Annotated in this window: 11 protein-coding genes and 1 pseudogene; 6 read left to right on the top strand and 6 right to left on the bottom strand. The window is 70.6% G+C overall.

The window, feature by feature from the left end; genetic code table 11:
* Window positions 1–18: 18 nt before the first annotated feature.
* A complete protein-coding gene (locus tag ACWCSU_RS14125) occupies window positions 19–240 on the top strand; it encodes a DUF397 domain-containing protein (protein WP_357692510.1) in 222 nt (73 codons plus the stop codon).
* A gap of 215 nt (window positions 241–455) precedes the next feature.
* On the opposite strand, the gene ACWCSU_RS14130 is transcribed toward ACWCSU_RS14125, so the two are convergent.
* Window positions 456–1778 (bottom strand): MFS transporter, encoded by a 1323-nt coding sequence (locus ACWCSU_RS14130; RefSeq protein ID WP_357692508.1) that lies wholly within the window; start codon window positions 1776–1778, stop codon window positions 456–458.
* A gap of 190 nt (window positions 1779–1968) precedes the next feature.
* Between ACWCSU_RS14130 and ACWCSU_RS14135 the strand changes: the two genes are divergently transcribed.
* The 4 genes from ACWCSU_RS14135 to ACWCSU_RS14150 all read left to right on the top strand — a co-directional run bounded on the left by ACWCSU_RS14135 (window position 1969) and on the right by ACWCSU_RS14150 (window position 5757).
* Window positions 1969–2805: a helix-turn-helix transcriptional regulator gene (locus ACWCSU_RS14135; RefSeq protein WP_357692505.1), complete on the top strand. Its 837-nt coding sequence runs from the start codon at window positions 1969–1971 to the stop codon at window positions 2803–2805.
* A 59-nt stretch (window positions 2806–2864) separates the two neighbouring features.
* Window positions 2865–3938, top strand: coding sequence for a CapA family protein (locus ACWCSU_RS14140; RefSeq protein WP_449935279.1), 1074 nt, complete (start codon window positions 2865–2867; stop codon window positions 3936–3938).
* A gap of 486 nt (window positions 3939–4424) precedes the next feature.
* Window positions 4425–5015 (top strand): TetR/AcrR family transcriptional regulator, encoded by a 591-nt coding sequence (locus ACWCSU_RS14145; RefSeq protein WP_397036540.1) that lies wholly within the window; start codon window positions 4425–4427, stop codon window positions 5013–5015.
* 70 nt (window positions 5016–5085) lie between these two features.
* Window positions 5086–5757, top strand: coding sequence for a hypothetical protein (locus ACWCSU_RS14150; protein ID WP_449935282.1), 672 nt, complete (start codon window positions 5086–5088; stop codon window positions 5755–5757).
* On the opposite strand, the gene ACWCSU_RS14155 is transcribed toward ACWCSU_RS14150, so the two are convergent.
* On the bottom strand, window positions 5735–6094 hold the full coding sequence (locus ACWCSU_RS14155; RefSeq protein WP_364082654.1) for a hypothetical protein: 360 nt from the start codon (window positions 6092–6094) through the stop codon (window positions 5735–5737). The genes ACWCSU_RS14150 and ACWCSU_RS14155 overlap by 23 nt on opposite strands.
* 172 nt (window positions 6095–6266) lie before the next feature.
* Between ACWCSU_RS14155 and ACWCSU_RS14160 the strand changes: the two genes are divergently transcribed.
* A complete protein-coding gene (locus tag ACWCSU_RS14160; RefSeq protein ID WP_357692495.1) occupies window positions 6267–6797 on the top strand; it encodes a tetratricopeptide repeat protein in 531 nt (176 codons plus the stop codon).
* A 193-nt stretch (window positions 6798–6990) separates the two neighbouring features.
* On the opposite strand, the gene ACWCSU_RS14165 is transcribed toward ACWCSU_RS14160, so the two are convergent.
* The 4 genes and pseudogenes from ACWCSU_RS14165 to dnaJ all read right to left on the bottom strand — a co-directional run bounded on the left by ACWCSU_RS14165 (window position 6991) and on the right by dnaJ (window position 11973).
* Window positions 6991–7677, bottom strand: coding sequence for a hypothetical protein (locus ACWCSU_RS14165; protein ID WP_357692494.1), 687 nt, complete (start codon window positions 7675–7677; stop codon window positions 6991–6993).
* A gap of 186 nt (window positions 7678–7863) precedes the next feature.
* The gene (gene clpB / locus ACWCSU_RS14170) at window positions 7864–10434 is read right to left on the bottom strand and encodes an ATP-dependent chaperone ClpB (RefSeq protein WP_357692492.1); all 2571 of its coding nucleotides are present in this window, start codon (window positions 10432–10434) and stop codon (window positions 7864–7866) included.
* 30 nt (window positions 10435–10464) lie between these two features.
* Window positions 10465–10788, bottom strand: a pseudogene (locus tag ACWCSU_RS14175) (heat shock protein transcriptional repressor HspR); the annotation flags it as partial.
* 3 nt (window positions 10789–10791) lie between these two features.
* The gene (dnaJ, locus tag ACWCSU_RS14180; RefSeq protein WP_449935286.1) at window positions 10792–11973 is read right to left on the bottom strand and encodes a molecular chaperone DnaJ; all 1182 of its coding nucleotides are present in this window, start codon (window positions 11971–11973) and stop codon (window positions 10792–10794) included.
* Window positions 11974–11975: the final 2 nt, after the last annotated feature.

Here is an 11975-nt window from a genome sequence, read left to right on the forward strand (position 1 = left end):
ATAGCCTTTGGGGAGAAAATGCATACCAGCACGATCCAGAACTGGCGGAAGAGCACCTTCTGCAACGGCGCGACCTCTTGTGTCGAGGTCGCCCCCCTGGGAGACGGCAACGTCGCCCTGCGGGACAGCAAGGTGGACGACGGGCCCGTGCTCGTCTTCACGCCGTCCGAGTGGGCCGCCTTCACGGCCGGCGTCCGCGACGGGGAGTTCGACCTGCAGACCTTGGCCGCAGCCGGGTGATCAGGCGGCCCTGACGAGTTGACGACACAACCTTCAGGGCCGCCCATGACGAGGCCCGGCCGGAGCCCACCGGCCTGGTTCACCTCGGAGTATCCACCGGAGCCGGTCCGCAGCCGCCGCCGCAGCGTTCAGCGCGGCAGGCCGAGCGCGGCGGACGACCAGCTTGAGGAAGAACGGGCCCGCGTCCCGTGAGGGGATCGTCGCCGGAGAGTGCGTCAGCGGCGGGCGCGGACGAGGAAGAGGCTGCTCAGGCCCGCCAGTACGGCCAGGCCGGCCATCGCGACGGCGGCCATGAGGGAGGCCGAGACGGTGCCGTGGCCCTGGCTCAGTGAGATGAACAGCGTGCCCACGGTCGAGACGCCGATGACCTGGCCGAGCTGCATCACGGTGAGCAGCGCGCCGCTCGCGTCCGCCGCGTAGGCGCCGTCCACCTGCTCGGTCGCCATGTTGGTCACCGCCACCTGCACGCCGAGCCCGGCGCCGATGAGGGCGCTCATGATCGCGTAGACGACGCCGCCGTCGGCGGCGAGGCCGAGACCGAGATAGGCCGGCGCGGCCACCACGTAACCGACCGGGACGAGCGGGCGCTGCAACCCGGCGGGCAGGCGCGGCCACAGCAGGCCGACGATGCCGAAGGCGAGCGCGCACGGCACCATCATCATCCCCGAGCCGAGCGGGGAGAAGTGCAGGTCGCCCTGGAGGTGCAGGGCCGAGGTGAACAGGAACGCGCCCCAGGTCGCCGGGCCGAACAGCAGGATCGCCAGGCCGGGACGCATGCCCGGCGCCGCCAGCACCTTGGCGTCCACCAGCGGACGCCCGCCACGACCGGTCACCCAGCGCTCAACGCGGACGAACGCCACGAACATCACGACACTGAGCCCCATCGAGACCCAGCCCCAGACCGGCCAGCCGAGGTCACGCCCGAGCACCAGCGGCACCACGAACAGCAGCACGGCCGCCGACAGCGTCACCAGGCCCCACGGGTCGAGCCCGGTCCTGCCGCCGCCCTCGTCGGCGGGCAACGCGCGGAACCCGATGCCGAGCAGTACGGCCGCCACCGGCACGAGCACCAGGAACACCACCCGCCACCCGGCGCCGAAACCGAGCAGAATGCCGCCGAGCGCCTGGCCGACGACGATGCCGCCGCTGATCACCAGCGACCACAGGCCGATCGCCCGGCCCCGGGCCGCGCCCTGGTAGTTGCGCTGGATCAGGGTCAGCACCTGCGGCATCATCATGGCGGCGCCGGCGCCCTGGGCGAGGCGGAAGCCGATCAGCCAGCCCGTCGAGGGCGCGAGGCCGGCGCCGAGCGTGGTGACGGTGAACAGGGCCAGCCCGCCGAGGAAGGCATTGCGGTAACCGAAGAGGTCGCCGATCCGGGCGCCGGTGATCAAGAGGACGGCATAGACAATGGTGTAACCGGCGACGATCATCTGCAGCCCCGCGCCGGAGGAGTGCAGGTCCGCCTCGATGGTCGGGGTGGCCACATTGACGATGTTGACGTTGAGGATGGCCAGGAACTGCCCGACGAGGATCACTGCGAGGAGCAGACCGCTGGCCTTGGCCCTGTCCGGTGGGGTTGCCTGGACAGGAGAGGAAACAGTGGCGGATTCGGTCATGTGTTTCATTATTGTGCGTACCTGGTACCAGTAACGAGTGTCCCTTTATACTGGTATTGGCGGCACCTGGATAAGTGTGCGGCGATGCCCCCATAGTGGAGGTGTGACCGTGACCGAGGCAAGACGTACGGATCTGGCGGCGTTCCTCCGCACCCGCCGGGCACGCATCACCCCCGAGATGGTGGACCTCGCGCCGGGCCCCCGCAGGCGTACGCCGGGGCTGCGCCGCGAGGAGGTCGCCCAGCTCGCCGGGGTGGGCGTCACCTGGTACACGTGGCTGGAGCAGGGCCGGCCGATCAACGTCAGCGGCCAGGTGCTCGACGCCGTCGCCCGTACGCTCATGCTGGACAACGCCGAGCGCCAGCACCTCTACCGGCTCACCGGCCAGGCCGAGGCGCCCGCCGTCGTCGACGCCGGCCGCATACCGGCCGAGATGCAGGGCATCCTCGACCAGCTCGGCGACATGCCCGCGTCCGTCACCAACAGCCGTTCGGACGTGCTGGCCTGGAACGCCTCCTACGCCGCCCTGTTCCCGCACGTCGTCGAGGCCCCGGACGGCGAGCGGAACTCGCTCTGGCAGACCTTCGTCAACACCGCGGTCCCGACCAGGCTCGTCAACCGTGAGTCGGAGCTGCCGCGCGCGGTCGCGGTCTTCAGGGGCGCCTACAGCCGGCACTCCGACGACCCCTGCTGGCAGGACTTCGTCCGGCGGCTGAGCGCCGAGAGCGCCGAGTTCGCCCGCATGTGGGCCAGGCAGGACGTGGCCGAGCCCGGCCCCCGGGTGAAGCACTTCGAGCACGAGGTCGTCGGCGCCCTCCGCTTCAGCACGACCAGCCTGAACGCCTCCTCCGCGCCCGAGATGCGACTGATCGTCTACAGCCCCCAGGACGACGCCACCAGGTCCGCTTTGGCATGGTTGGTGGGAAGTGGTGATACCAAGTCCTAATCTGCCGCCCATAGAATGCTCGATCCGGAAAAGTCTGGATCGAGTGGAAATGGCGGTAGATGAGACTCCCCCGTGTCCTGCCGGTGCTGGTCGTCGCCGCCTCCCTCGCGGCATGTTCGTCGGCACCCGAGAATGAGCCGCAGAGCAAGCAGGTCGACCAGCAGGCGGCCGAGTCGCCGAGCCGGAAGCCGAAGCCCGTACGAAAGCCCTTCACCATCTCCTTCGGCGGCGACGTGCACTTCGAGGGCGTCCTGCGCGGCAGGCTCGCCAACCCGGGCACCGCCCTCGGACCCATCGCGAACGTCCTGCGCAAGTCCGACCTGTCGATGGTCAACCTGGAGACCGCCATCACCACGGCCGGGACGCCCGCGCCGGGCAAGCAGTTCACCTTCCGTGCGCCGGCGACCGCGTTCGCCGCGCTCAAGGCGGCCGGGGTGGACGTCGCCTCCATGGCCAACAACCACGGCATGGACTACATGGAGAGCGGCCTGACCGACTCCCTGGCGGCCATCAAGCGCAGCAAGTTCCCGATCGTGGGGATCGGCGCGAACGCGGCGCAGGCCTACAAACCCTTCCGTAAGACCGTGAACGGCAACCGGGTGTCGATCATCGGCGCGACGCAGGTGCTCGACGCCGAGTTCATCCAGTCGTGGACGGCCACGGCCGACAAGGGCGGGCTGGCCTCGGCCAAGGACGAGGCCAGCCTGCTGAAGGCCGTACGCCAGGCGCGCAAGAACTCCGACACCGTCATCGTGCACCTGCACTGGGGCACCGAGATGCAGAAATGCCCCAACGAGGCCCAGCGCTCACTCGCCCCCAAGCTGGTCGCGGCGGGCGCCGACGTCGTGGTCGGCGGGCACGCGCACATCCTGCTCGGCGCCGGATACCTGGACGACGCCTACGTCAGCTACGGCATGGGCAACTTCGTCTTCTACAACTCGACCCCGGGCACCACGGGCAGGACGGGCGTGCTGACGCTGACCATCAACGGCCGCAAGGTGCTCAAGGACCAGTGGACCCCGGCCACGATCCAGGGCGGCATCCCGGTCCCCATGACGGGCACGGCCAAGACCCAGGCCGTGAACGACTGGAAGGCCCTGCGCTCGTGCTCGGGGCTGGCCGCGCGCCCCTGAGCGATCCACCCTCCGGACGGTTCGACGGGTCACCCCGAGGAGAGCCGTCGCCGATATCCCGCAAATTGAAGAATATTCGCAAAATATCGTCTCGCAATATAGTGTGCCGAACAATATGACGCTCGCGCCCACCGGAACTTTCTCGAACACACCATCGGCGGCGATCCGCGGGACGTTATCCGGAGCATCGCCCCGAGGACACCGAGCGGACCGGACGGACGTCCACCCTGCCCCGCGGGCCTGCGTCGCAGCGCACATTCGGCCCGCCGAGCAGCGCGGAAATACGGTTATGCCGAGTCGTGGATTTCGCCATGGGCGACGCGGCGCGGCAGCCGTCCGAGAAATCCCGCAAATGAGTAGGTAACGATCGTGCCGACGAGAGAAGATGAATCCGTGTCCTCGCCGCAAATGGATGATGACTGCGTCCACCCCAAGGCTCTCCGGCGGCAGCCGGCCCAACGCCGCAGCGCCCGGCGCGTCGAGCGCATGCTCGACGCCTGCGCCGAACTCCTCGACGAGACCGGCTACGAGGCCCTGTCCACCACCCGCATAGCCGAGCGGGCAGGCGTCGCGATCGGATCGGTCTACCAGTTCTTCCCCGACAAGCGGGCCATCACCCAGGAGCTCACCCGGCGCAACGTCGAGCAGTTCGTGGCGCGGGTGGGCCGCCGGTTCATGGAGGAGGAGTACCGCGGCTGGTGGGAGGCCGTCGACGCGATCATCGACGAGTACGTCGACATGCACCGCACGGTCCCCGGCTTCAGGAGCCTGCACTTCGGCGACGTCGTCGACCTCAACCTGCTCGACTCCGACTCCGAGAACAACACGGTCATCGCGGGCAGGCTGCGCGGCCTGCTGTTCAAGGGGTTCGGGCTGGCCGACAGCGAGACGCTCGACCTGGCCGTGCTGGTCGCCGTCGAGGCCGGCGACGCGGTGCTCAAGCTGGCCTTCCGGCGCGACCCCGCCGGCGCGCCGGACATCATCGACGCCGCCAAGCATCTGGTGCGGGGGTTTCTGTCGCGCCAGCTCAGGTCGTGGTCGCCGCACGAGCTGACCGAGGGCGACGTGGGACGCTGACGCAGATCTGGGCATGACAGCAGTGAGCGATCTTTCATTCACTGTCCGTCACAGGTCTCGGGAGGTGAAGATGTCCGATCTTCCACCGTCCGCCTTCCACCGCAGTGCTCCCTTCGATCCCCGTCGCAGGCGTGGGCCGGCCTACGCCACGCTCGGGCTCGTCCTGGCCGTGGGCGCCAGCGGGATGATCGGTTACACGGCCGGGTACGCCGCCGACGACACGGAGCCGGCGGTGATGACCGTGCGGCCCGTGGTCGCCTGCCGCGCCGTCCCGCCCGCGGCCGTGCCCGCCGAGGTCGAGGCGCCCGCCCGTCCGGAGGCCGTCGCGGGGGTGCCCGCGCGTCCGGTGGCGCGTCCGGCGGTCGTCGTGAAGGCGCCCGCGCGTCCGGTGGCGCGTCCGGCGGTCGTCGTCGGGGCGCGGGCCCATCGGGAGCGCGCCCGCGTCCGGCGGTCCGCCCGCCCGAGCGCCGTCCGGGTGGCCCCTCGGGTGGCGGTCCCGGTGAAGGCGCCGGTCAGGGCCCCGGTGAAGGACCAGGTGAAGGCGCAGGTGCAGGCTACGGTCCGAGCGCCGGTCAGGGCGTCGGTGAGGGGGCCGGTCAGGAAGCCGGTGAGGGAGGCGTTGAGGGAGCTGACCGTCGCCCGCGTGCCAGGGCGCTCACCGCTCGAAGCGCTCGTCCAGGAGATGCGCGGCGACCTCTACGCACAGGTGATCGACCGGATCACCGGCCGGTACCGGCGATGACCGGCCGCTGAGCGCCCGGTTCGGTCCGCTGCCACGACCCGGGCGCCAGGGCCTCCGCCTCCCGGTGCAGGCGTCTCATGAGCTCCCGGTCGCCCAGCGCCGTCGCGGGCACCTGCTGGATGCGCGGCGTCAACGGCGTACGAAGGCACGGCAGGGGGAAGGACACCGGCCGGACGTCCCGGGCCTGCCTGACGTCGAGCCTGGCCTCCAGCGCGTGCAGGTTGCGCTCGGCCGTCTGGATGGCCTCGAACCGGGCCGACAGATACCCGGCCACACCGGGCCCGAGGGCCGAGAGAACGACGGCACAGGCCAGCGTGAAGGTCATCTGCTTGGACATGCCCATTACAGCCCCCTCCGCCCGCGAGACGCAAAGCATCGGATATATGCCCTATGACCTGCACAGACACGCGCAGCGTAACCAGTCTTTGACGGGACGTTGCCGAATTTGCATGTGACCGGCGATGCGCATTGACCGGGCAAAGCGCCTGGCGGCTCGGTAGTCTCGCGGTGTGGCGCATGTGACCCGAGAGCACCTTGATCGTCTGCTTGAGCAGGCCCTGCTGGCCGACGACCACAGTTCCTTGGCCAGTCGGCTTTACGACGTCGCGCTCGGTTATTCGTCCGGCGACGTCTCCAGGGCGTCCATCCTCGTCCTGGCCGCCGAGGAGTGGCGAGCGGCGGGACAGCCCGCACGCGCGATGGAGTGTTTCCAGCGCGCCGTGGAGGACGGCGGCGACGCGGGCTTCGACGCGCGCGCCGGCATCGCCGACACCCTCTTCGAGCTCGAAAGGCCCGACGAGGCCCGGGAGCTCATCGAGACCATCCGCGCGGAGGGCGACGTCTCCACGACGACCGCCCACACCATCGCGGAGACCCTGGTCGCCTACGGCGATCTCCAGGGCGGCCTCGAATGGGCCACCCAGGCGGTGCTGGGCTGTGACGAGGGCGACCCCGAGCAGGTGGCGCTGCTGCGGACGCGATACCGGATCAGGGTCGACCTCGGCCTTCCGGAAGACGAGCTCGACGAGCTCGTCTCCTAGTCGAGGGGCCGGACCGGCGGGCCCCGCGCGGGGCCCTGCTTGTCGCGCGCCCGCAAAACCGTGCGGGAGCAGGCGCGTTGCCCGTCGTGTGCCTGTGGAGCTGGGCCGGAGGGGTCGCGTCAGTGTGTGACGCGGCCCCTCCGGTTGAGAAAGCCGGGCGCGGCAGGCACGACCCGCGCCCGGACACTTCGGCTCAGCGCAGGTCGAGGTCGGGCAGCAGGCGGCTGAAGCCGTCGATCGCGGGGTAGCCGCCGGGCAGCGTGGAGGCGCCCTCGATGCCCTCCACGGCCTTGGGCAGCAGGTTCGAGATGAGGTCGCCGCCGACCTCCCGTACGGGCTGCCGAGCCTCCGCGGCCGACCGCGCCGAGCGGGCCGACGCGGGGGCGGTCGGCTTCTCGCCGACCGTCATCTCGGCGGGCACCCGGGCCGCGATGGGCGGCTGCGGCAACGCGGGGAGCGCGGGCAGAGCGGGCACCTGGAGCGTCGTCGCCAGGTCCCGCATGCCGCTCTCGCCGGAGGCCATGGGGAACAGCGCGGGCGAGACGCTGGTCAGCGACGGCATGCCCCACGTCGCCCCGACGCCCCCGAGGTCGGCCAGCGGTCCCATGGCGGACCTGGCGGCGGCCAGACCGGTCAGACCGAGCCGCCTGGCCATGGCCCCGGCGGCCACGGCGAGCTTGCCGACCTCTTCGGTGACGACCCGGTGGCCGTTCGTCTTGTTCTCGTTGAGCTGGAGGCTGGTACGGCCGTCGCAGAACGAGGCGACCGCCTGGAACCGCGGCCTGCAGGTGTCGGCCACCGAAGGACCGGCGACCGGCCAGGTGACGCCCACGGTCAGAGCGGCCACCGCCAGGATGCTTCGGATCTTCTGAGATGCCACCGCATGTCCCTCTGATCGGAATCGGTGATCTGACGAACGCCGAAGGTAGTCACCTGCCCGACCGGTCGCGTGCGGCTTGTGCGAAGGGTGGCGGGAACCTTACCCCGCCGCGACGCGGGATGACCCTGCCATGACATGCGGGAGCCCGGGGATCGTGAGGATCCCCGGGCTCCGGTGCCGCGGGTCTCAGCCGCGCCGGACGACCAGCTCGTCGTCGCCGAGCTCCACCTCGACCTTGTCGCCGTCTGCGATCTCGCCGGACAGGACGGCCTTGGCCAGCTTGTCGCCGATGGCCGACTGGACCAGGCGGCGCAGCGGACGGGCGCCGTACAGGGGGTCGTAGCCGGTGAGCGAGAGCCATTCGCGGGCGGCCGGGGTGACCTCCAGGGTCAGCCGGCGGTCGGACAGGCGCCGGGCCAGGCGGTCGACCTGGAGGTCGACGATCTGGGCCAGCTCTTCGGAGCCGAGCGCGTCGAAGAGGATGACGTCGTCGAGCCGGTTGAGGAACTCCGGCTTGAACGAAGCGCGCACCGCCCCCATGACGGCCTCGCGCTTGGCGTCGTTCTCCAGCTTCGGGTCGACCAGGAACTGCGAGCCGATGTTGGAGGTCAGGATCAGGATCGTGTTGCGGAAGTCGACCGTGCGGCCCTGGCCGTCGGTCAGCCGTCCGTCGTCGAGCACCTGGAGGAGGATGTCGAAGACCTCCGGGTGCGCCTTCTCCACCTCGTCCAGCAGCACCACCGTGTACGGCCGCCGCCGGACGGCCTCGGTGAGCTGGCCGCCCTCCTCGTAGCCGACGTAGCCGGGAGGCGCGCCGACGAGCCTGGCCACGCTGTGCTTCTCGGAGTACTCGCTCATGTCGATGCGGGTCATCGCCCGCTCGTCGTCGAACAGGAACTCCGCCAGCGCCTTGGCCAGCTCGGTCTTGCCCACCCCCGTGGGGCCGAGGAACAGGAACGAGCCCGTGGGACGGTCGGGGTCGGCGATGCCGGCCCGGCTGCGGCGTACGGCGTCGGAGACGGCCTGTACGGCCTGCTGCTGGCCGATGAGGCGCCGTCCCAGCTCCTCCTCCATGCGCAGCAGCTTGGCCGTCTCCGCCTCCAGCAGGCGCCCGGCGGGGATGCCCGTCCAGGAGGAGATGACCTCGGCGATGTCGTCGGCGCCGACCTCCTCCTTGACCATGGCGTTCTCCGGCGGCGCGGCGTCGGAGGCGGCCTGGAGGGCCTGCTCCAGCCGGGGCACGTCGGCGTACATGAGCCGGGAGGCGGCCTCGAAGTCGCCGTCGCGCTGGGCCCGCTCGGCGGCGCCTCTGGCCTCGTCGAGCTGCTTCTTCAGCTCGCCGACCTTGTTGAGCCCGGCCTTCTCGTGCTCCCAGCGGCCGACGAGCGCGTTGAGCTCCTCCTGGCGGTCGGCCAGCTCCTGGCGCAGGCGGTCGAGCCGCTGGACCGACGCCTCGTCGGTCTCCTTCGTCAGGGCCAGCTCCTCCATCTTCATCCGGTCGACGTTCCGCTGGAGCTGGTCGATCTCCACGGGACGGGAGTCGATCTCCATGCGCAGCCGCGAGGCGGCCTCGTCGACCAGGTCGATGGCCTTGTCGGGGAGGAAGCGGTTGGTGATGTAGCGGTCGGACAGGGCGGCGGCGGCCACCAGGGCGCCGTCGGCGATCTGCACCTGGTGGTGGGCCTCGTAGCGGCCCTTGAGCCCGCGCAGGATCGCGATCGTGTCGCCGACCGTGGGCTCGCCCACGTAGACCTGCTGGAAGCGGCGCTCCAGCGCGGGGTCCTTCTCGATGCGCTCGCGGTATTCGTCGAGCGTGGTCGCGCCGATCATGCGCAGCTCGCCGCGGGCCAGCATGGGCTTGAGCATGTTGCCGGCGTCCATGGCGCCCTCGGCGGCCCCCGCGCCGACGACGGTGTGCAGCTCGTCGATGAACGTGACGATCTGCCCGTTGCTCTCCTTGATCTCGGAGAGCACGGCCTTGAGCCGCTCCTCGAACTCGCCGCGGTACTTCGCGCCGGCCACCATCGCGCCCAGGTCGAGCGAGATCAGCCGCTTGTTGCGCAGCGACTCGGGTACGTCGCCGGCCACGATGCGCTGGGCCAGGCCCTCGACGACGGCGGTCTTGCCCACGCCGGGCTCGCCGATCAGCACGGGGTTGTTCTTGGTGCGGCGGCTGAGCACCTGGACCACGCGGCGGATCTCCGAGTCGCGGCCGATCACCGGGTCGAGGCCGCCCCCGCGGGCCCGCTCGGTGAGGTCGACGCCGTACTTCTCCAGCGCCTGGTAGGTGTCCTCGGGCGTCTCGCTGGTGACGCGGGCGTGGCCGCGTACCTTCTCGAAGGCGTCGAGCAGCGCCTGCGGGGTCGCGCCCTGCGCCTTCAGCAGCTCGGCCATCGGGCCGCCGTCGGCCGCCAGGCCGACGAGCAGGTGCTCGGTCGAGACGTAGAGGTCTTCGAGCCGGTTGGCGTGCTGGGCGGCGGTGTGCATGACGGTGAGGAGCTGCCGGGAGCTCGAAGGCGCGCCCACTGTCGCGCCCTGGGCCTTCGGCAGCGCCGCGAGCTGCTCCTCGACGCGTGCCCGCAGCGTGCGCCAGTCGGCGCCGACCGCTTCGAGCAGCGGGACGGCCGTGCCGCCCGTCTGGGAGAGCAGCGTGGAGAGCAGATGGGCCGGTGAGATCTCCGGGTTGCCCTCGGCGGCGGCGCGCCGCATGGCACCCGAGAGCGCTTCCTGGCTCTTCTGGGTGAGCTTGTAGTCCATAACCTAGGCCCCCGGTGGCAGCTCGTAGCGGATCAGCGCCCTGACCATCCGCATCTCGGCGCGCAGGCGGTGAACCTCCTCACGCAGCCGCAGAGCTTCGTTCTCGAGCTCGAGAATCCGCTTGATGCCCGCGAGGTTGATGCCCTCCTCCTGGGAGAGCCGCTGGACCTCGCGGAGCTGGATGATGTCTCTTGTGGAGTAGAGGCGGCCGCGCCCGGCGGTGCGGCCGGGGCTGACCAGGCCGAGCCGGTCGTACTGGCGCAGCGTCTGCGGATGGAGCCCGGAGAGCTGCGCGGCCACCGAAATCACATAAACAGGCGTGTCGTCGGACAGGTCGAAATAGTTGGCGTCCATCGGCTACTCGCTTCTGGCTCGCTGAATGAGATCGGCCCGCGGGTCGTCGCCCACGGTCGCGGTGTTGAACTCGTTGAGGAGCTCGCGAGACTTGTCGTCGAGCGTCTTCGGGACGAGCACCTCGACACTGGCGAGCAGGTCACCCTTGGTGCCGTCCTTGCGGGTGACGCCTCTGCCCCGCACGCGGAACGTGCGGCCGTTGGGCGTGCCCGCCGGGATGCGCAGGGTCACCGGCATGCCCTTGAGGATCGGCACCTTGATCTCGGCGCCCAGCGCGGCCTCCGTGAACGTCACGGGGACGGTGATCGTGAGGTTGTCGCCCGCCCTGCCGAACACGTGGTGCGGCTTGACGTGCGTCAGGATGTAGAGATCGCCGGCCGGGCCGCCGTTCTCGCCCGGCGCGCCCTTGGCCTTGAGCTTGACCCGCTGCCCGTCGGCCACGCCGGCGGGGATCCTGGCCTGGATCGTACGGGTGCTCTTGGCCCGGCCGCTGCCCTCGCACACGGGGCAGGGGTCGTCCACGAGCAGCCCGCGGCCCTTGCAGTCGCGGCAGGGCTCGGAGAAGGCGAAGTTGCCCAGGTTGCGGCTGGCCGCGCCGGTGCCCTCGCAGGTGGGACAGACCCGGGGGGTCGTGCCCGCCTTGGCGCCGGTGCCGCTGCACGCGGTGCAGGCGGCCGAGCTGGTCAGCCTGAGCGACACCGTGGTGCCCTCGACGGCCTCGGTGAACGAGAGCGTGACCTCGGACTCGACGTCCTGGCCGCGGCGCGGCCTGGTCGCGCTCGTCGTACGGGTGGAGCCCGCCGCCCCGCCCCGGTTGAACAGCCCGCCGAACAGGTCGCCGAGCCGCTCGCCGGCGCCCCCGCCCTGCTGGCCGGCGGTTCCGCCGAACAGGTCGCCGAAGTCGAACGGGAAACCGCCACCGCCGGGGCGCTGACCGCCCACCCCGGACCCGAACAGCGTGCGCGCCTCGTCGTACTCCTTGCGGCGCTTGCCGTCGGACAGGATGTCGTACGCCTCGGAGACCTCCTTGAACTTGGTCTCCTTGGCGGCGTCGCCCTGGTTGGTGTCCGGGTGGTACTGCCTGGCCAGCTTCCGGTACGCCTTCTTGATCTCATCGGCGGTGGCGGTCTTGGGCACACCAAGGACGGCGTAGTAGTCCTTTTCCAGGTAGTCCTTGGTGCTCATCT

The organism is Nonomuraea sp. NPDC001699 (assembly GCF_053596455.1).